Genomic DNA, 19,151 nt, shown 5'->3' with positions numbered 1-19,151 from the left:
TGGTGGTCGAACAGCGCTGTGCAAGCGCTTAAACAATTCTCCCAAGGATCGGAACTTTTTCGTGACCGAAACCCGTATGGCCATCCGTACCGCGCAGAGCATCCTCGCAACGCTCGCCCGGGCCGAGAAGATTGCTCTACTCCATCAGCACTCGCCGGCACTTCCCGACGCCGGTCTGGCCTACTTCCATACCGGCGCGGAGGCGGCGCACGGGGTTGCCTGGCTCGGTGACGCGACGGTCTTTCCGCAGACCGTCGGTCTCGCGGCCAGCTGGGACGAGGACCTGCTGCGGCGGGTGGGGCGGGCTGTCGGCGTCGAGATGCGCGCAAAAAAGGCCGCCGATCCCACAGTGAGCCTGAACGTCTGGGCGCCCGTGGTCAATCCGCTCCGGCACCCGCTGTGGGGGCGGAATGAGGAGGGATTTTCGGAGGATTCCGGGCTCACTGCTTCGCTGGCCACCGCTTACTGTGAAGGCCTGAAGGGTGATTCCGCCGAGCAGTGGCTGACCGTACCAACGCTGAAGCACTTCCTCGGGTACAACAATGAGCGTGACCGCAACGTCACCTCAAGCCAACTGCCGCCGCGCGTCCTCCACGAGTATGAGCTGCCTGCCTACCGGCTGCCCATCGAATCGGGGGCTGCGGGCGCCGTCATGCTTTCCTACAACCTGGTGAACGGGCGGCCTGCGCATGTGTCCGACCTGGTGACCGAGCATCTGCGCACGTGGCGGAACGGGGAAACGCTCGCGGTGGTGACGGACGCCGGCGCGCCGTCCTCCCTGTTCACAGCGGAGAAGTATTTCGACGACGGCGCCTCTGCCTATGCGGCTGCCCTGTGTGCCGGCGTTGACAGTTTCACGGACGACGGCGACGACTCCGCGCCGTCCATTGCCTATCTTGAGGAGGCGCTGGATCGCGGGCTCATCTCTGTTGCGGATATCGACGCGGCGGTCCTTCGCTTGCTCACGCTGCGTGAACGCACGGGTGAGTTCGAGCCCGACGGCGGCGTGTATGGATCCATTCCTGCTGAGGCGCTGCTGACCTCCGAGCACGCTGCGCTGGCGCGGGAAGCCGCTCGCAAGTCCGTAGTGGTTCTGCGGAACGACGCTTCCGATTCCTCTGTTGATGTTTCAGTTGATGCTTCAGTTGATGCCGGGCCTGTCCTTCCCTTGGGGGACGCACCGGGAACCATCGCCGTCATCGGATCGCTGGGATCCCACGTACTCAGCGACTGGTACAGCGGAACGCTGGTGAACCCCGTGAGCATCGCGGCCGGCATGGAGGAGCGGTACGGAAGCGTCGTTGCAGAGGAAGGACTGGACCTGGTTGCGCTCCGGAGTACCCGCACCAACCGGTATCTAGGCGTGCCGGACGGATCGGCGGCTTTGACAGCTTCGCCGGGGTCTGCGGGGCCGGCCGAATCTCTGGTGCTCAAGAACTGGGGGAACGGCGAGTACACGCTGCGCTCCGCTGTGAATGGGCGCTTCGTTTCCGGGGAGAGCGGGTACCTCCGTGCAACGTCGGAGCGGGTCGGCGGCTGGGTGGTTCAGGAGACGTTCGCGCTGCACCCATCGGTTGACGGCTCGGTCGCCCTGCGGCACGTCGGGTCCGGGAAATGGGTTCGGGTAGAGGAAGGAACGGGTAGCGCCGTTCTCGTTCCGGGATCCGAGCAGGACGCCGACCGCTTCACCCTGCGCACCATCCGGTCCGGTACCGAAGCGGCACGCAAGGCTGCGGCATCGGCGGATGTCGCCGTCGTCGTCGTCGGTAATGATCCGCACCTGGGCGGGCGGGAGACGATCGACCGAACCACGCTGGACCTACCGCAGAGCGAACAGGAGCTGATCCGGGTGGTGCGGGAGGCGAATCCGCGAACGGTGCTGGTAATCGTCTCGTCCTACCCGTATGCACTCGGCGAGCTGGCGGAGGTGCCGGCAATCGTGTGGTCGTCCCACGGCGGGCAGGAGCTCGGGCGTGGTGTGGCGGACGTGCTGAGCGGTGACCATGAGCCTTCCGGGCGGCTGCCGCAGACCTGGTGGGCGCGGGACGCGGATCTCGCTGACATTCTCGACTACGACATCATCGGCTCCCGGTCCACCTATCACTACAGCACTGCTGAACCGCTCTACCCGCTGGGTCACGGGCTGGGTTACGCCGCTGTGGAGTACGAGTCGGCATCGTATGGTGACGGTGTGCTCGCGGTGTCCGTGCGGAACGCCGGTGGGCGGGATGTTCATGAACTGGTGCAGGTGTATGGCACCTCGGATCTGCCGGGCTACCCCAGGCGGCGGCTTGTTGCGCACGCGAGGGTGTCGCTGAAGCCAAGGGAACGGACGGTGGTTTCGATTCCGGTGGCCGAGGAGAAACTTGCAGTCTTCAGCCCGGCTGCGGGGCGAATGCTGGTGGAGCCGGGAACGTATGACCTGCTGATTGGACGTTCCGCGGTGGACCTGCCGTTGGCGGTTGCCCTCGAGGTTGACGGCTTGGGTAGTCCGGCGCGGACGCGTGGCTCCTGGATCCGGGCTGAACTCTTCGACGAATCCGTAAACGCCCTGCTGGTGCCGGAGACGCCCCTGCAGGGGACTGCCGTGACCGTCGCCGACCCCGCCCTGCTGCGTGCTTTGCTGACTTACCGCGGGTGGGGCGGGGATGCGCCGGCGTCGGTCTCGGTGCGCATTGCCCGGAGTGCCGGTGGGTTGCTGCGGATTGTGGTTCCCGGGCCTGCGGATACGTGGCGGGAATGGGGTTCGGCGTCCGTTGCGGCTGGGTACGCCGGGGACGTGGAGATTCCTCTTGCCGGGGGTTGTGATGCCATGCCGGCGGTGGTCCGGCTGGTTATTGAAGGAGGCGTCACCGTGAGCGAGCTTCTGGTTCCTGCCGCCTGATTCAGCTCCGGTTGCTGGCTACTTTTCCTCGGGCGCTGCCGGTCCCTCGCGTTCCTCGTTTCGTCCCTCGTTGGCGTCTCCGTTGCGTTCAGCGGCTCGTCGCCGCAGGAAGCGCCGCGCCGGTCCGGCCCAGGACAGGAGGAGGAGAATCGTGAAGAGGTGGTTGACCAGACCGCCGAGCACCTGAAACGGAATGATCTGCACGAGCGCGGTGACAACCAGCACACCGAGCAGGACGTTCTTGATGATCTTGAGTGCCTGCGGGCTCAAGGGTCGCGGCCATTCGATCATTGCCGTAAGTTCGTCATGCCTGTGCGCGCGTTGCATCGGTCCCCTCTCCTCCCTTAAGGCTATCGCGCCGGCATGCGGCCCGCTGCCCGTGCGGCCCTCGCGCTGCCCGCAAAAACTGCCGGGAGGTGCAGGGCTGCCGCTTCGAACCGGCAGCCCTGCACCTCCGGGCAGTTTCTGTCCCGGGTCCGGTTGACTCACATCACATCCAACCCCTACCATTTCATTAGACAGAAAGTTTCTTCCACATTACGGAAGAACGATCAGGCCGAAAGAACGCAAAGGGATCGACGATGACCTACACCGTGAACTGCTCCATCCTCCTCACCGAACTGCCGCTGCTCGAGCGGCCGGCTGCTGCGAAGAAGGCCGGCTTTGACGCCGTCGAGTTCTGGTGGCCGTTCGAAACCTCCACGCCGTTCGAGGCTGATCTGCAAGCCTTCGAGAGCGCGATCACCGATGCAGGCGTTCAGCTCACCGGCCTCAACTTCAACGCCGGCAATATGCCCGGCGGCGATCGCGGCTTGGTCTCCTGGCCGGAGCGGCAGGATGACTTCCGCGCGAACGTGCCGGTCGTCGTCGGGATCGGTGAGCGGCTGGGCTGCATGGCTTTCAACGCGCTGTACGGCAACCGGATCGATGGCGTGAGCGCCGAGGAACAGGACGCGGTCGCCGTCGACAATCTGGCTTTCGCGGCTGACGCCGTTGCTGCAATTGGCGGCGTTGTTCTTGTGGAGCCGGTCAGCGGTGCCGAGAAGTACCCGCTGCTCACGGCCCAGGACGCGCTGAACGTGATCGCGAAGACCGGCAAGAGCAACATCAAGCTCCTCGCCGACTTCTACCACCTGGCGGTCAACGGCGATGACGTTGCGCAGGTCATCGCGAACCACGCCAAGGACTTCGGCCACATCCAGATTGCCGACGCCCCCGGCCGCGGAGCTCCCGGAAGTGGCAACCTCCCGCTCGGAGAGTGGATCTCCCGCAGCCGCGAACTCGGGTACGAGGGCTACATCGGGCTCGAGTACAAGGAACCGGCGGACACCGCCTTCAACTGGGCCATCCGCGAACACGCCTCCCGCTAATCCCCACCCGCTCCCTAACCTCGCAAGCTCGGCCAGGGAACCCGGCGGGCGTGGGCCCAGCACAACACTCAAGGACAAACAGAATGAGCAAAGTAACAGTCATCGGACTCGGCATCATGGGCCTGCCCATGGCCATCAACCTCGTCAAGGCCGGCCACACCGTCACCGGCTTCAACCGCAGCTCCGACAAGATGGACAAGCTTGTCTCCGAGGGCGGTTCAGCGGCAACCAGCATCGCTGACGCCGTCAAGGATGCCGACGTCGTCATCACCATGGTTCCGGATTCACCGGATGTCGAGGGCGTGGTGAGCGGGGACGACGGCGTTTTCGCCAACGCGAAAAAGGGCGCCCTCTGGATCGATGCCAGCAGCATTCGCCCGGATGTCGCGGTTGAGCTTTCCAGGCAGGCGCGCGACGCCGGTCTCAAGCCGCTGGACGCGCCGGTTTCCGGCGGCGAGCAGGGCGCCATCGACGCCGTCCTCTCGATCATGGTCGGCGGAGAGAAGGAAGACTTCGACGCCGCACAGGACGTTTTGACCGCCGTAGGCAAGACCATCGTGCATGTGGGTCCGTCCGGCTCCGGCCAGACCGTGAAAGCCGCCAATCAGCTCATCGTCGCCGTCAACATCGGCGTCCTGTCTGAAGCGATCGTCTTCCTCGAGGCCTACGGCGTAGATACCGACGCCGCCCTCAAGGTCCTTGGCGGCGGTCTCGCCGGCTCCAAGGTGCTCGACCAGAAGGGCCAGAAGATGCTGGACCGCAACTTCGACCCGGGCTTCCGCCTGGCCCTCCACCACAAGGATCTCGGCATTGTCACCTCAGCCGCCCGCGAAGCCGGCGTTGCCACCCCACTGGGTGCCGTCGTCGCGCAGTTGGTTGCCTCGCTCGTCAACACGGGCGACGGCGGCCTCGACCACTCCGGCCTCTTCAAGCTGATCAACCAGCTGTCCGGCAAATAGACCCCAAACTTTCGTGCAGATCAGGCGAGCCGACGACGTTGGAAGTCACCTTAGCTGCGCAAAACTTCCCGAAGTAGGAGCACACCATGCCTAAAATGCGCGCTGTCGACGCAGCCGTTGCGATCCTGGAGAAGGAGGGCGCCACCACGGCGTTCGGCCTGCCCGGAGCAGCAATCAACCCCTTCTATTCCGCGATGCGCGCCCACGGCGGCATCCACCACGTCCTCGCCCGCCACGTTGAGGGCGCCTCGCACATGGCGGAGGGTTACACCCGTGCCAAGCCGGGCAACATCGGCATCTGCATCGGCACCTCCGGCCCCGCCGGAACCGACATGATCACCGGGCTCTACTCGGCCATGGCAGACTCCATCCCCATCCTCTGCATCACCGGCCAGGCACCTGTGGCCAAGCTGCACAAGGAAGATTTCCAGGCCGTGGATATCGCCTCGATCGCCGGACCGGTCACCAAGATGGCCGTGACCGTCATGGAAGCGGGTCAGGTTCCCGGCACCTTCCAGAAGGCGTTTTACGAGATGCGGACCGGCCGCCCGGGGCCGGTGCTGATCGATCTGCCGATCGACGTCCAGCAGACAATGATCGAGTTCGATCCCGACACCTACGAGCCGCTCCAGGTCCACAAGCCGGCAGCCACGCGCAAGCAGCTGGAGAAGGCCCTGGACATGCTGACGGCGGCTGAGAAGCCGCTGATTGTGGCCGGCGGAGGCATTATCAATGCCAACGCCTCCGAGCAGCTGGTGGAGCTCGCCGAACTGCTGAACATCCCCGTGATCCCGACGCTCATGGGCTGGGGCACCATCCCCGACGACCACGAGCTGATGGCCGGCATGGTGGGCCTGCAGACCTCACACCGCTACGGCAATGCGACCATGCTGGAGTCGGACTTCGTGATCGGCATCGGCAACCGGTGGGCCAACCGCCACACCGGCGCGCTCGATGTTTACACCAAGGGCCGCAAGTTCGTTCACATCGACATCGAGCCCACGCAGATCGGCCGCGTCTTCGCGCCGGACTTCGGCATCGTGTCCGACGCCGGTGCCGCCCTCAGCGGTCTGGTCGAGGTTGCCCGCGAACGCAAGGAGCAGCAGGGCCTGCCGGACTGGAACGCCTGGGTGAAAGACTGCGCGCAGCGGAAGTCCATGCTGCAGCGCAAGACCAACTTCACCAACGTTCCGGTCAAGCCGCAGCGTGTGTACCAGGAAATGAATAGCGCGTTCGGCCGGGACACCCGCTACGTTTCGACCATCGGGCTCTCCCAGATCGCCGGCGCGCAGTTCCTGCACGTCTACGAGGCACGCAACTGGATCAACTGCGGCCAGGCCGGCCCGCTGGGGTGGACCCTTCCCGCAGCGCTGGGCGTGGCTCAGGCAAGTCCGGGGGAGACCGTCGTTGCGCTTTCCGGCGATTACGACTTCCAGTTCATGATCGAAGAGCTGGCCGTCGGCGCCCAGTTCCAGTTGCCGTACATCCACGTGGTGGTGAACAACTCCTACCTCGGCCTCATCCGTCAGGCACAGCGCGGGTTCGAGATGGACTACCACGTGTCCCTCGCCTTCGAGAACGTGAATGCACCCGAGCTTGACGGCTACGGCGTGGACCACATCAAGGTCGCTGAGGGCCTCGGCTGCAAGGCGATCCGCGTCCGTGAGGCTGATGATCTGCAGGCTGCTTTCGAGAAGGCCCGCGCCCTCATGCAGGAGTACCGCGTGCCGGTGATCGTAGAGGTCATCCTCGAACGCGTCACCAACATCTCGATGGGCGCCGCGGGAATCGACGCGATCCACGAGTTCGAGGACCTTGCCGAATCCTCTGACGACGCCCCCACCGCCATCTCCCTGCTCGTCTAGAGGACTGGTTCAATAGCGTCATGCGAATCGTCATTGCACCGGACAAGTTCAAGGGCTCGCTCACGGCTCCCGAGGTGGCAGAACGGCTGCGTGCCGGGCTGCTGACAGCGGACCCGGCGCTCAGAGTGGACACTGTCCCAGTGGCCGACGGCGGTGAGGGCACACTCGATGCCGCCCTCGCCTCCGGGTTCGACCGCCATACGGTTCCGGTTTCCGGACCGACGGGCGAACCGATCGAAGCTCCGATTGCCATTCGCGGTTCCACGGCGGTGATCGAGATGGCGCTCGCGTCCGGCCTTGCCGTTCTCCCCGGGGGAGTGCTGCGGGCCCGCGAAGCGACCAGTCTCGGCACCGGTGAACTGATCCGCTACGCGCTTGACTCCGGCTGCACCAGCATTGTGCTGGGCGTCGGCGGCAGCGCGAACACAGACGGCGGCGCCGGGATGCTTACCGGCCTCGGCGCCGCTTTGCTCGATGGCGCCGGCGCCGCGCTCCCCGCTGGAGGCGCGGCGTTGGCTGACCTGGCCTGGATTGATGTGTCCAACCTGGATCCGCGGCTCGCCACTGTGGTGTTCACCCTGGCGTCCGACGTCGACAATCCCCTCCTGGGCCCCAACGGTGCTGCAGCCGTATTCGGCCCCCAAAAGGGAGCAACGTCCGACGACGTCGCTCACCTGGACGGTGCCCTGGCCCGCTTCGTTGAGGTGCTGGAGAAGGAACTGGGTCCGCGTGCCGCCGCACTGGCTGCGGCGCCCGGTGCCGGCGCCGCAGGTGGTGTCGGTTACGCAGCCCTTGCTGTACTGAACGCCGAGCGCAGACCGGGTATCGACGTCGTACTGGAGCTCACCGGACTCGCTGAAAAGCTGGACGGTGCGGATCTGGTGATCACCGGCGAGGGGAGCCTGGATGAGCAAAGCCTCGGCGGGAAGACCCCACTGGGAGTGGCCATGGCGGCCGGGGATATCCCGGTGATTGCCGTGTGCGGGCGCACAACGTTGACTCATGAACAGGTCACAGCGGCAGGGTTCAAGAGCGTGTACGCGCTAACCGACCTGGAGCCCGACGTCGGCACATGCATCGCCAACGCCGGGGTATTGCTTGAGCAGGTAGGGCAAAATATTGCCGCCTCCATTGGCGTGGGGGCCGGAAACGGAGGAAAGCCATGAGCAGCGAAACATACGATCTCGTTATCCGCGGTGAGCGGATCCTGACCACAGCGGGGATCGCGCCGCGGGAAATCGGCGTTCGGGACGGCGTTATTGTGGCAATGGAGCCACTGGGCAACGGGCTCGATGGCACCACGGTAGTGGAACTCGCTCCCGATGAGACTCTGATCCCGGGGCTGGTTGACTCGCATGTGCACGTCAACGAACCAGGCCGGACAGAGTGGGAGGGCTTTGCGTCCGCCACGAAGGCTGCTGCTGCCGGGGGAGTGACCACCATCATCGACATGCCGCTGAACAGCATCCCGCCCACGGTCACCGTGGACGCGCTCGAGCAGAAGCGGGCCGTGGCGGAAACCCAGTCCTTCGTCGACGTGGGCTTCTGGGGCGGCGCCATTCCCGGCAACACGGCGGACCTCCGTCCACTCCATGATGAGGGCGTCTTCGGGTTCAAGTGCTTCCTGCTCCACTCCGGTGTGGACGAGTTCCCACATCTCGAGGCCGATGAGATGGAAACGGACATGGCGGAGTTGAAGACCTTCGACTCCCTCATGATCGTTCACGCCGAAGACTCCCGCTCCATTGACCGCGCACCGTCCGCGGAGGGGGACCAGTACTCGAAGTTCCTCGCCTCCCGCCCACGCGGTGCCGAGAACGTGGCTATCGCCGAGGTCATTGAACGTGCCCGCTGGACAGGTGCTCGTGCGCACATCCTGCACCTGTCGTCGTCGGACGCGCTGCCCATGATTGCAACGGCCAAGCGCGACGGCGTGCACCTCACGGTTGAGACGTGCCCCCACTACCTGACGCTATTGTCGGAGGAGATTCCGAACGGGGCCACGGCATTCAAGTGCTGCCCGCCGATCCGTGAAGCGTCCAACCGGGAGCTGCTGTGGCAGGGGCTCATTGACGGGACGATCGACTGCATCGTGTCCGACCATTCGCCGTCCACCCTGGACCTCAAGGATCTCGAGAACGGCGACTTCGGCGTAGCTTGGGGCGGCGTTTCCTCGCTGCAGCTGGGTCTCTCGCTGATCTGGTCGGAGGCGCGGAAGCGGGGCATTCCGCTTGAGCGGGTTGTGGAGTGGATGTCGGCCCGTCCGGCCAAGCTGGCCCGCCTGCAGCGCAAGGGTCAGCTCGCGCTGGGCTACGACGCGGACTTCTCCGTTTTCGCAGCGGATGACACCTTCGTGGTGGACGTGAACAAACTCCATCACAAGAACCCCATCTCGCCCTACGCGGGCAAGGCCTTGTCCGGGATCGTCCGCACTACCTACCTCCGCGGTGAGGTACTGGATCTCGAGAAGCCGACGGGTCGGCTGCTCCGCCGAGGAGCGGCCTGATCCGACACAGGACATGCATCGAGTGGGCGCGCAGAACCACCTCTCGTGCGAGCGCAGGTAGTTAGCGCCTCCTCGATGCGACAGACTCCGGAAGGGTGCTAGCACGTCCGTCCGGGAACGCAGAAGGCCCTCCCTTTCGCCGCGGGAGGGCCTTTTGCATTGCTGGACTACCTCTTGCCGTGCTGGACTACACGGAGTCAGGCGACGTTCAGCTGCTCCCGCAGACGCGCCACATGGCCCTTCGCGTCAACGCCGTACTCCGCGTGCTGCACTGTGCCGTCCGGACCCACAACAACAGTGGACCTGATGATGCCGACGACGGTCCCACCCTTGAACTGCTTCTCGCCGTATGCGCCCCAGGCCTTGGCGACTTCATGGTCCACGTCCGAGAGCAGGGGAAACGCGAGCCCGTGGTTGCTGGTGAACGAGGCGAGCTCCTCCGGGCCATCCGGCGAGATGCCCACGACGCTGAAGCCCGCGCCCTGCAGCGACGCGAGGTTGTCCCGGAAATCGCAGGCCTCGGTGGTGCAGCCCGGTGTCTCCGCCTTGGGGTAGAAGTACACGACAACGCTGCGGTCGCGGAACTCGGCGAGGCTGACCGACTGCCCGGCAGCGTCAGGAAGGGTGAACGAGGGGGCCGGATCTCCGACCATAAGCTGATTACTCATGCGCTGCTCTTTCGTCTGGTGATATTTCATTACTGTATTGTGAAAAGCTTAGTTTCCACAGGTGTAGCGGTCAAAAGACTCTTTTGGTCGTAGTGTTCACCATTCCATCCGGCCGGACGGTGGATTACGACGACGCCGGTTGCGTAAGGTTCTAGGTATGGCCCCCCTTCGTAATAGCCGCGCTGCTGCGCTTCCCGCCAAGCTGTCCCGTTCCTGGCTGCTCGCCTCGGCGGCATCGGAACAAAACTTCGCGCCGGCGCTCGCCTCCGAGGCCGATTCGGTGGTCTTCGATATTGAGGACGCCGTGCCCGCGGAGTCCAAGCCGGAGGCGCGTGAGCGGGTGGTTGAGGCCCTCTCTACCGGCATGACGGCCTGGGTTCGGGTCAACGGTATTGAAACCGATTACTGGGCCGATGACCTTGCGGCGCTGTCCAAGGCGCCTGGTTTGCGCGGCGTCATGCTTGCCATGACGGAGAAGCCGGAACAGGTCACGCACACTGCTATGCGGCTCCAGGCAGGCACTCCTGTGCTCGCGTTGGTGGAATCGGCGCTGGGCATCGAGAATGCTACGGCCATTGCCAGCGCTCCCGGCACCTTCCGCCTGGCCTTCGGAGTGGGTGATTTCCGCCGTGACACCGGCGCCTCGGATGACCCGATGGCCCTGGCCTACGCCCGCGCCAAGCTGGTGGTCGCCTCCCGCGTGGGTCAACTCCCCGGCCCGATCGACGGACCGACGGTTGGCGCCCTCGGCGATGATCTGTTGGAGGCCTGCAAGGTCACCGCATCGATGGGCATGACCGGAAAGCTCTGCCTGCGCCCCGACGCCGCGGACACCATCAACCACGGCCTTTCTCCCAGCGAGTCCGAGATCCAGTGGGCACACGAACTTCTTGACGCCCACGCCTCCGGCGCCGTCGTTGGGGATGGCTCCTACCTGCCACGGCTTGCCCGCGCCCAGAAAATCTCCTCCTTGGCGGACTCCTACGGACTCTGGAACGCCTGACCTTCTCCAGCACAAACAACGACGGCGACCGCTCACCGAAGGGTGAGGGTCGCCGTCGTCGTCATGGCGGTGTGGAATCAGCGCCGGCGGTACCGGTTGACCATGGGGCAATCGAAGGGATCGCGCGCTGCGAGTCCCACCCGGTTGAGGTAGGAGACAACCGCACCGTAGGACGCCGCTACACCAACCTCGGTGTAGGGGACCTTGAGGCGTTCGCAGTGCTCGCGCACAATCACCGCTGCCTTGCGCAGGTGTGGGCGCGGCATGTCGGGGAAGAGGTGGTGCTCAATCTGGAAGTTCAGGCCGCCGAACGCGTTGTTGATGAAGTTGCCGCCGCGGATGTTGCGTGAGGTGAGGACCTGTTTCTGGAAGAAGTCCAGCTTGCTGTCTTTCGGGATGACCGGCATGCCCTTGTGGTTCGGCGCGAATGAGGCGCCCATGTAGATGCCGAAGACCGCCATTTGCACGCCGATGAACGCGAACGCCATGCCGACGGGCAGGAACCAGAACAGCACGCCGAGGTAAAGACCGAAGCGCGTCGCGAGGAGCGCAAGCTCAACCCAGCGGCCCTGCACTGCGCCAGGGCGGAACAGGGTGGCGATCGAGCGCGCGTGAAGGTTCAGGCCTTCGAAGGTGAGGAGGGGGAAGAACAGGTAACCTTGGCGGCGGGTGATCCAGGCCTGGATCCCCTTGGCCTTGGCGGCGTCTTCCTCCAGGAACGAGATGGTGTCTACCTCGATGTCCGGATCTTTGCCCACCACGTTGGGATCATTGTGGTGGCGGGAGTGCTTGTTCATCCACCACTGGTAGCTGATTCCGACGACCCCGGCGGCGAGGATGCGACCGGACCAGTCGTTGGCGCCGCGCGAGGCGAAGATCTGGCGGTGGGACGCCTCATGCGCCAGGAACGCGATCTGCGTCATGACGACCCCCAGTGCACCAGCGATCAGCAGCTGGAACCAGGTGTCACCGAGCAGTGCGAAACCGGTCCAGGCCGCCCCTAGGGCAAGGCCGAGAAGCACCATGATCGAGATGTAGAAGCCGCGCTTGCGGGTCAGCAGGCCTTCCTTGCGCACTTGCTTGAGCAGCGTGGCGTAGGAGGCAACGACGTCGTTCGGTTTGGCAACACGGACGGAGCGCGCGGGCGAAGTGATGGTCATAAAAATCCCTGAGGTCGAGAATCGACTTCCCAGCCGTGAAAGGGTCCCCATTTCCCCGAAGATCCTCCAATGCTACAGGCGCTGCCTGATGGTGCGCTGGAAATATGCAGTCTGCTGACTATTCAACGTCACGACCGCGGACGCTAAAACGCCGGCCTGCTGCCTCGCCGACCGTCACTAACGGTAGGCGTGCAGCAGGCCGGCGAACGGCTGACCCGGAAAGGGGAAGCGGTTACTCGATGACTGGGATGGACTGCGCCTTCAATGCGTCGATGGTCTGCTGTTCACCGCGCTGCAGCGCCTCCGTGAGGGTGGACTCGCCGCCGATAGCAGCGCCGAAGCCGTCAGAGACGTCCGTGTAGGTCTGCGTCATGGTGGGGCCCCAGGTGAATTCCGGGTCGACGTTCTTGGAAGCTTCAGCGAAGACGTCATAGACGGCCTGTCCGCCGAAGAACTCGGACTCACCAGCGAAGGCTTCGAGGTCCGCTCCCGCCGTCGCAGCCGGGTACAGTCCGCCGAGCTCGTTCGCCAGCGCCAGCGCTTCAGGATCGGTGTTCAGCCACAGTGCAAACTGCGAGGCCTCGTACGGGTGATCCGATCCCTTCAGGACTGCGGTGGACGAGCCGCCCCAGTTGCCTGCAGCACTCTGGCCGGCGTCCCACTGCGGCATGGGCGCAACAGCCCACTTACCCGCGGTATCCGGTGCACCGCTCTGCAGCGTCGAGGTACCCCAGACTGCGGAGACCCAGGTCCACTGGTCGCCTTCGTTGAAGGACGCGTTCCACTCGTCGGAGAAGGAGGGGAGGGTGGACACGAGGTCATCCTCGAGCAGCCCCTGCCAGTACTCGGCCACCTGCGTTGACTCTTCGCCGGTCAGGTTGACCTCCCAGCCGTCGTCCTCGCTGCTGAACCACTCGCCGCCCGCCTGCCAGACGAGGCCGGCGAACCAGTTCACATCCGAACGCGGGAAGTTGGTGATGTAGCCGCCTTCCTCACGGATCTGCTCGGCGGCGGTTGCATACTCTTCCCAGGTGGTCGGAACTTCAATGCCGGCCTGCTCGAAGAGGTCCGCGCGGTAGAAGAGGGCCATCGGTCCGCTGTCCTGCGGGATTGCGTAGACGGCGTCTTCCTCACCGAAGGTCACCTGGTTCCAGGTCCAGTCGATGAACTGGTCCCCGGCATTACCGACGCCCTCACACGCGGCGATGTTCTCGAGCCCGTCCTGGACACGGAAGTTCGGGAGGGCGTCATACTCGATCTGGCCGAGGTCCGGCGCGTTGCCCGCCTGCAGCTGGTTGAAGAAGTTCTGGTACGTGCCGGAGTTGCCGTTGGGGCCGGTCTGAACCTCGACCTGGATGTCCGGGTTCTCCTCGTTCCACAGCTTCACCACCTCGTCCATGCCTGGAACCCACGTGGTGAAGGTCAGTTCCACGGGCTCGCTCGAGGGCTCGCACGCTGCTGCTTCGGGAGCGCCGGAGCTGTCGCCTCCACCGGCGCAGCCCGCGAGGGCCAGAGCGGAGACCATGACGACGGCGGCGGTGGTCTTTCCGTGATGCATACGCATTCTGTTTTTCCTTTGTGTATGGACGGTGCCGGCGACGGGTGTCTCCGGCAGTTTCTTGCGGTCTTGGTTACTTGACGCTTCCGGCACCGAGTCCGCTGCTCCAGAAGCGCTGCAGACCGAGGAAGGCGATGATGAGGGGCAGGATGGAAACGAGCGCACCGATGATCACAAACGTGCGCAGCTCCGGGATCTGGCTGATCTGGCTGTTCCACGCGTACAGGCCCAGTGTCACCGGGAAGAGAGCCTGGTCGCGGAGCATGATCAGCGGGAGGAAGAAGTTGTTCCAGATGGTGACGAACTGGAAGAGGAAGATCGTGACCAGCGCCGGCGCCATGAGGCGGCTGGAGACGGTGAAGAAGGTTCGCACCTCGCCGGAGCCGTCCAGCCGGGCAGCCTCGAGGAGTTCCCCGGGGACCGAGGCCGCGGCGTAGATCCGCGCAAGGTAGACGCCGAACGGGCTGACGAGGCTGGGCAGGAAGACCGCCCAGTAGGTGTTGGTCAGGTTCACTTCGCTGAAGATCAGGAACAGCGGCAGGGCCAGCGCGGTGGCCGGTACCAGTACTCCGCTGAGGACCACGTTGAAGATGGCTTCCCTGCCCTTGAACTCGTACTTGGACAACGCGTAACCGCACATCGCCGCAATGATGGTGCCGAGGAAAGCACCGACCCCCGCGTACAGGGCGCTGTTCAGCAGCCACTTGACGAAGAGTCCGTTTTCATACGCGAACAGGCCGGTGATGTTGGTGAAGAACGTGGCAACGGAGTCTGGGGTGAACCACAGCGCGGACGTCCCGGTGATGTCCCCGCCCGATTTCGTCGAGGTAACCAGCAGCCACCAGATCGGGGTCAGGAAGTACAGCGTGAAGACGCCCATGATGAGCATGGCTGCACTGCGGGACATGATGCTCTGCCGCGGACCCCGGGAGCGGGACTTTTCCGGGGCTGACAGGGGAACGGCTGCCGTGCTCATTGGGATACCTTCCGCTGGGTTGCCTTCAGGAAGACGAAGGAGAGGATGAAGGTGGCGATCGCGAGGACAACCGAGAACGCAGCGGCGAGGTTGTAGTTGGGGATCGACGCCGTGGTGTAGACCGCGAGGTTCGGTGTGTAGGTGCTGCTGATCGCCGAGCTGAAGCTGCGCAGGGTCTGGGGTTCGGCGAGGAGTTGGAGGGTGCCGATGATGGAGAACACCCCGGTGAGGATGATCGCGGGAGTCACCAGCGGGATCTTGATCCGCCAGGCGATCTGCGCGTTGGAGGCGCCGTCAAGCCGTGCCGCCTCGTAGATTTCCGTGGGAATAGCGAGCAGCGACGCGTAGATGATGAGCATGTTATAGCCCACGTACACCCAGGTGACGATGTTCGCGATGGACCACAAGACCAGGGACCCGTCGAGGAAGTTGATTTCCGAGGTGACCGCGCTGAACGGTGAGAGTGAGGGCGAGTAGAGGAATCCCCACATGATGGCCGCAATGACGCCCGGCACCGCGTAGGGAGCGAAGAAAGCCAGCCGGAAGAACTTCTTTCCCTTGAGGAGCGGCGAATCGAGCAGTAGTGCAAACAGCAGCGCCATGCCCAACATGATCGGCACCTGTACGACGCCGAAGAGCAGCACCCTGCCGACCGAGGCCCAGAACGCCTGGTCCTGGAAGACGAGCGCGTACTGGCTGAATCCGCCGAAGACCTGCTGCGGCGCCCCGAACGTGCCCTCACGTTCCACCACCAGGAGCGACTGGATGATCGCGAAGATGATCGGTGCCGCGTAGAAGAGGATGAAGAGCACGGCGAACGGCGCCACGAAGACGGCAACCGCTTTGCGCGTGCTGCGCCGCTTGTTGGAAATGTGCCGGGAATTTTTGACGGTGCCCGGCGGGTTGGTGCCCGGCGGGTTCTGGGCCTGGTCCAGGGTAGCCATCAGGAGGCCTCCTTGCCTGTTGATACGGTGCTGCCTGTCGAGTGGGTGCTGCCTGTTGAGTGGGTGCGTACAACGCGGACGGTGCCCGCCGGAACAACGACGACGTCGGCAACTTCCGTGCCGAGCACCAGTTCAGTTCCGGTGACCCGGTGCTTGTAGTCGTGCGTGGTGTGGTTGATGACGAAGAGATAGTGTGCGTCCCCGGACACCCGCTCGACAGTTTCGACGCCGCGCGTCCCCGAGGCAGGAATCCCGGCGGAGCGGGCGGCGTCGCTGAGAACTTCCAGCAGGGTTTCCTTGCCGAGCGAGGTGCCCAGGTACCAGGCGTGGCCGTTTCCGAAGGAATTGCGGGTGACGGCAGCGGTCCCGGCGAGGTGACCCTCGGTGATGGTAAGAACGGCTTCAGCGCCTGTGGTGCGGAGGGCTTCGCTCCACAGTGCCGCCGTCGTGCCGTTTGAAAGCTGCAGTTGCTGGCCGGCGGTCAGCGGGTGGAACTCCTCGACGCTGATGCCGAGCAGGTCACGGAAGGCACCGGGGTAACCGCCCGGGCGCACCCTCTCGTTTTCATCCACGATGCCGCTGAAGAAGGAGACGACGGCGGTGCCGCCGCCGCGGACGTAGTCGGTGAGCCGGCCGGCGTCGTCGTCGGTGACGAGGTAGAGGGCAGGGACAAGCACCAGGTCATAACCGGTGAAGTCGCCGTCCGGCGGCAGGAAATCGGCGGTGATGCCGGCATCCCACAGTGCGCCGTAGAGTGCGTGCACCTGATCGAGGTAGCGGAGGTCGGCGGAAGGGTGGGAGTCGGAATCGCAGGCCCACCAGGCCTCCCAGCTGAAGATCACGGCTGCCCGCGCCGTGACAGTGCTGCCTGCGACTTCACGTAACCGGCCCAGTGTCTCGCCCAGTTCGGTGACCTCGCGCCAGATCTTCGAGTCCGTGCCCGCGTGGGGGAGCATGGCCGAGTGAAACTTCTCGCTGCCCTGCAGGGAGGCGCGCCACTGGAAGAAGCACAAGCCGTCCGCACCGCGGGCGAGGTGGGACAGGGAGTTGCGCAGCAGCTCGCCGGGCGCCTTGGCAATATTCCGGGGCTGCCAGTTGACTGCGCTGGTGGCGTGTTCCATCAGGATCCAGGGCCGGTTCCGGGCCAGACCGCGGGTGAGGTCGGCGGCGAGGGCGATCTCCTGCACAGGGTCCTCGAGCCGGTGGTCCGGGTAGTGGTCATTCGCGATGACGTCCATCTCCGGCGCCCACTGCCAGTAGTTCTGGGTGCGGATGTGCGCGGTGACCATGAAGTTGGTGGTGACGGGCAGCGTGCTGTGTGCGCGGAGGGTATCTGCCTCGGCCCGGTAGTACGCGAGGAGCTCGTCGGAGCTGAAGCGGCGGAAGTCCAGGACCTGCGTGGGGTTGGGTGTGGCGTGCGGGGTGCGCGGTGGGAGGATTTGTTCCCAGGCCGAGTACCGCTGGCTCCAGAACGCCGTACCCCACGCAGTGTTCAGGGCGTCCAGGGTGAGGTAACGGTCCTGCAGCCAGCGCCGGAAGGATGCGGCGGACGTGTCGCAGTAGCACAGCGCATTGTGGCAGCCGATCTCATTCGATACGTGCCAGAGGCGCACTGCGGGGTGCGCGCCGTACCTCCGGGCAACTGCTTCAACCAGCGTGAGTGCAGAGGACCGGAAGACGGGGGAGCTGGGGCACCAGGCCTGGCGCCCGCCGGGCCAGCGCGTGGCGCCGTCAACCGTCACGGGAAGGATCCCGGGGTGCGCCGTGGTGAGCCATGGCGGCGGGGAAGCGGTTCCTGTTCCCAGGTTGACGCCTATGCCGTTCTCATGGAGGAGGTCCATGATGGCGTCCAGCCGGTCGAAATGGAAAGTTTCGGCGTCGGGCTGGAGTTCCGCCCAGCCGAAGATGTTGACGGCCACCAGGTTGACCCCGGCCTCGCGCATCAGCCGCACGTCTTCGGTCCACGTGGCCTCGTCCCACTGTTCCGGGTTGTAGTCGCAGCCGAACACCAGGCCACCGTTGGGCGCTAGCTGAGTGATCGGTGAGGTGGAGGTCGGCACGTGAGGTCCTTGACTGTTCGCTGTTGCTTCTGTGAACGTTCCCAGAAAGCGCGAAGCGCGATGTTCTACGCAATCTGGGAACGTTCACAGAGTAGTCTGCGTCACACCGACGTGTCAACGTTTTTATTCGGATCCACCGCTTCGACAGCTCCGTTACAGTATCGGTATGGACTCCACTCGCGTGCGCCGCCGGCGGGCAACAATCAATGATGTTGCCTCCGCGGCGGGCCTGTCCCGGGGGACGGTCTCGCGTGTGGTCAACGGGGAGAAGTACGTCTCACCCGAGGCGAAGATGGCCGTGGAGTCGGCTATCGCGCAGGTCGGTTACGTGCGGAACTCGGCGGCCCGGAACCTCGTGCGGCAGGAGTCCCGGGCTATCGGCCTCATCATCCACGAGCCGCACTCCCTGTTGTTCGAGGATCCCAACATCGGATCGATACTCCTCGGCGCCAACTCGGTGCTTTCCGCCGCGGACTACCAGCTGGTCTCCCTGATCATCGACACCGCACGGGACAGCCAGCGGGTAGCGGACTACCTGCGCGGCGGGCTTGTGGACGGCGCCGTCATCATTTCTGCGCGAACCTCCGATCCCATTGCGACGGCGGTGCGGAACCTGAAGATTCCGGCTGCCTTTGTCGGCCATCCGCCGGGTACGCCGGACATTCCGTATGTGGGGATCGATAACGTGGCAGCCGCCCGGACAATTGTGCGGCGGTTGTTGGACACCGGCAGGACGCGGGTGGGCATGATTGCGTGTGCGCTGGACCGCGATTCCGGCCAGGACCGGCTTGAGGGTTTCCGGACAGCGCTGGGGCCGGCATTCGACCCGGATCTTGTTCTTGAGTTTCCGCTCTACACCTATGCTGCCGGCGCTGACGGCATGGCCGAACTCCTGCGCAGGCGCCCGGATATCGACGGCGTTTTTGCCGCCTCTGACGCGGTGGCCGCAGGTGCCATGGCCACCCTGCAGGAGCAGGGCAGGCGGGTGCCGGACGACGTCGGGATAGTTGGCTTTGATGACAGCAGTTGGGCACTGCGCTGCAAGCCCCAACTGTCCACGGTCAAGCAGCCGGCGGACCTGCTGGGGCGCGCGGCCGCAGAGCTTGTCCTCGCCCAGATCGAGGGCAACGAGGCTGAGGTGCGGATGCTCAACACCTCTGTGGTGTGGCGGGAGTCCGCCTGAGGGGCACCCGCACCT

Annotated in this window: 15 protein-coding genes; 8 read left to right on the top strand and 7 right to left on the bottom strand. The window is 64.8% G+C overall.

Going from position 1 to position 19,151, the window contains the following annotated elements:
• Positions 1–61 precede the first annotated feature (61 nt).
• On the top strand, positions 62–2,884 hold the full coding sequence (locus tag AC1MBU_RS00765) for a glycoside hydrolase family 3 C-terminal domain-containing protein (protein ID WP_479788163.1): 2,823 nt from the start codon (positions 62–64) through the stop codon (positions 2,882–2,884).
• Positions 2,885–2,902: 18 nt separating this feature from the next.
• Here AC1MBU_RS00765 and AC1MBU_RS00760 read toward each other — a convergent pair whose 3' ends face one another.
• Positions 2,903–3,211: a hypothetical protein gene (locus AC1MBU_RS00760; protein ID WP_277359164.1), complete on the bottom strand. Its 309-nt coding sequence runs from the start codon at positions 3,209–3,211 to the stop codon at positions 2,903–2,905.
• Positions 3,212–3,465: 254 nt separating this feature from the next.
• Between AC1MBU_RS00760 and AC1MBU_RS00755 the strand changes: the two genes are divergently transcribed.
• The 5 genes from AC1MBU_RS00755 (at position 3,466) to allB (ending at position 9,584) form a co-directional block, all read left to right on the top strand.
• Positions 3,466–4,254: a hydroxypyruvate isomerase family protein gene (locus AC1MBU_RS00755; protein ID WP_479788162.1), complete on the top strand. Its 789-nt coding sequence runs from the start codon at positions 3,466–3,468 to the stop codon at positions 4,252–4,254.
• 83 nt (positions 4,255–4,337) lie between these two features.
• Positions 4,338–5,213, top strand: coding sequence for a 2-hydroxy-3-oxopropionate reductase (locus AC1MBU_RS00750; RefSeq protein WP_479788161.1), 876 nt, complete (start codon positions 4,338–4,340; stop codon positions 5,211–5,213).
• A gap of 86 nt (positions 5,214–5,299) precedes the next feature.
• Positions 5,300–7,078: a glyoxylate carboligase gene (gene gcl / locus AC1MBU_RS00745; protein WP_479788160.1), complete on the top strand. Its 1,779-nt coding sequence runs from the start codon at positions 5,300–5,302 to the stop codon at positions 7,076–7,078.
• A gap of 20 nt (positions 7,079–7,098) precedes the next feature.
• Positions 7,099–8,244 (top strand): glycerate kinase, encoded by a 1,146-nt coding sequence (locus AC1MBU_RS00740; protein ID WP_479788158.1) that lies wholly within the window; start codon positions 7,099–7,101, stop codon positions 8,242–8,244.
• A complete protein-coding gene (gene allB / locus AC1MBU_RS00735; protein WP_479788156.1) occupies positions 8,241–9,584 on the top strand; it encodes an allantoinase AllB in 1,344 nt (447 codons plus the stop codon). The genes AC1MBU_RS00740 and allB overlap by 4 nt, the downstream gene beginning before the upstream one ends.
• Before the next feature lie 197 nt (positions 9,585–9,781).
• On the opposite strand, the gene bcp is transcribed toward allB, so the two are convergent.
• Positions 9,782–10,252 carry a thioredoxin-dependent thiol peroxidase gene (gene bcp, locus AC1MBU_RS00730; RefSeq protein WP_479788154.1) on the bottom strand — a complete coding sequence of 157 codons (471 nt, stop codon included), beginning with the start codon at positions 10,250–10,252 and terminating at the stop codon, positions 9,782–9,784.
• A 157-nt stretch (positions 10,253–10,409) separates the two neighbouring features.
• On the opposite strand from bcp, the gene AC1MBU_RS00725 reads away from it, so the two are divergent.
• The gene (locus AC1MBU_RS00725; RefSeq protein ID WP_277359300.1) at positions 10,410–11,255 is read left to right on the top strand and encodes an HpcH/HpaI aldolase/citrate lyase family protein; all 846 of its coding nucleotides are present in this window, start codon (positions 10,410–10,412) and stop codon (positions 11,253–11,255) included.
• Positions 11,256–11,332: 77 nt separating this feature from the next.
• Here the strand turns inward: AC1MBU_RS00725 and AC1MBU_RS00720 are convergent, their stop codons facing one another.
• The 5 genes from AC1MBU_RS00720 to AC1MBU_RS00700 form a co-directional block, all read right to left on the bottom strand.
• Entirely contained in the window at positions 11,333–12,415 is a 1,083-nt protein-coding gene (locus AC1MBU_RS00720; protein ID WP_277359299.1) for a fatty acid desaturase family protein, read from the bottom strand.
• A 232-nt stretch (positions 12,416–12,647) separates the two neighbouring features.
• Positions 12,648–13,979: an ABC transporter substrate-binding protein gene (locus AC1MBU_RS00715; RefSeq protein WP_479788151.1), complete on the bottom strand. Its 1,332-nt coding sequence runs from the start codon at positions 13,977–13,979 to the stop codon at positions 12,648–12,650.
• A 67-nt stretch (positions 13,980–14,046) separates the two neighbouring features.
• Positions 14,047–14,949, bottom strand: a complete 903-nt coding sequence (locus AC1MBU_RS00710; protein WP_346027623.1) for a carbohydrate ABC transporter permease — start codon at positions 14,947–14,949, stop codon at positions 14,047–14,049.
• Entirely contained in the window at positions 14,946–15,893 is a 948-nt protein-coding gene (locus tag AC1MBU_RS00705) for a carbohydrate ABC transporter permease (protein WP_346027622.1), read from the bottom strand. Before AC1MBU_RS00705 ends, AC1MBU_RS00710 begins: the two co-directional genes overlap by 4 nt.
• Positions 15,893–17,953 (bottom strand): beta-galactosidase, encoded by a 2,061-nt coding sequence (locus tag AC1MBU_RS00700; RefSeq protein ID WP_479788149.1) that lies wholly within the window; start codon positions 17,951–17,953, stop codon positions 15,893–15,895. Before AC1MBU_RS00700 ends, AC1MBU_RS00705 begins: the two co-directional genes overlap by 1 nt.
• Before the next feature lie 166 nt (positions 17,954–18,119).
• Between AC1MBU_RS00700 and AC1MBU_RS00695 the strand changes: the two genes are divergently transcribed.
• Complete coding sequence (locus AC1MBU_RS00695; protein ID WP_277359294.1) at positions 18,120–19,136, top strand: LacI family DNA-binding transcriptional regulator; 1,017 nt, start codon at positions 18,120–18,122, stop codon at positions 19,134–19,136.
• The last annotated feature ends 15 nt before the right edge of the window (positions 19,137–19,151 follow it).

This window comes from Arthrobacter sp. PTI12 (genome assembly GCF_056679915.1).
The sequence above is the reverse complement of the archived record's forward strand: the minus strand, read 5'-3'. Positions and strand labels throughout refer to the sequence as shown.

What these genes read in the sequence shown, in the direction of transcription:
- AC1MBU_RS00760 (WP_277359164.1), bottom strand. Translation starts at nt 3,211, where the DNA reads ATGCAACGCGCGCACAGGCATGACGAACTTACGGCAATGATCGAATGG.
- AC1MBU_RS00755 (WP_479788162.1), top strand. Translation starts at nt 3,466, where the DNA reads ATGACCTACACCGTGAACTGCTCCATCCTCCTCACCGAACTGCCGCTG.
- AC1MBU_RS00750 (WP_479788161.1), top strand. Translation starts at nt 4,338, where the DNA reads ATGAGCAAAGTAACAGTCATCGGACTCGGCATCATGGGCCTGCCCATG.
- gcl (WP_479788160.1), top strand. Translation starts at nt 5,300, where the DNA reads ATGCCTAAAATGCGCGCTGTCGACGCAGCCGTTGCGATCCTGGAGAAG.
- AC1MBU_RS00740 (WP_479788158.1), top strand. Translation starts at nt 7,099, where the DNA reads ATGCGAATCGTCATTGCACCGGACAAGTTCAAGGGCTCGCTCACGGCT.
- allB (WP_479788156.1), top strand. Translation starts at nt 8,241, where the DNA reads ATGAGCAGCGAAACATACGATCTCGTTATCCGCGGTGAGCGGATCCTG.
- bcp (WP_479788154.1), bottom strand. Translation starts at nt 10,252, where the DNA reads ATGAGTAATCAGCTTATGGTCGGAGATCCGGCCCCCTCGTTCACCCTT.
- AC1MBU_RS00725 (WP_277359300.1), top strand. Translation starts at nt 10,410, where the DNA reads ATGGCCCCCCTTCGTAATAGCCGCGCTGCTGCGCTTCCCGCCAAGCTG.
- AC1MBU_RS00720 (WP_277359299.1), bottom strand. Translation starts at nt 12,415, where the DNA reads ATGACCATCACTTCGCCCGCGCGCTCCGTCCGTGTTGCCAAACCGAAC.
- AC1MBU_RS00715 (WP_479788151.1), bottom strand. Translation starts at nt 13,979, where the DNA reads ATGCGTATGCATCACGGAAAGACCACCGCCGCCGTCGTCATGGTCTCC.
- AC1MBU_RS00710 (WP_346027623.1), bottom strand. Translation starts at nt 14,949, where the DNA reads ATGAGCACGGCAGCCGTTCCCCTGTCAGCCCCGGAAAAGTCCCGCTCC.
- AC1MBU_RS00705 (WP_346027622.1), bottom strand. Translation starts at nt 15,893, where the DNA reads ATGGCTACCCTGGACCAGGCCCAGAACCCGCCGGGCACCAACCCGCCG.
- AC1MBU_RS00695 (WP_277359294.1), top strand. Translation starts at nt 18,120, where the DNA reads ATGGACTCCACTCGCGTGCGCCGCCGGCGGGCAACAATCAATGATGTT.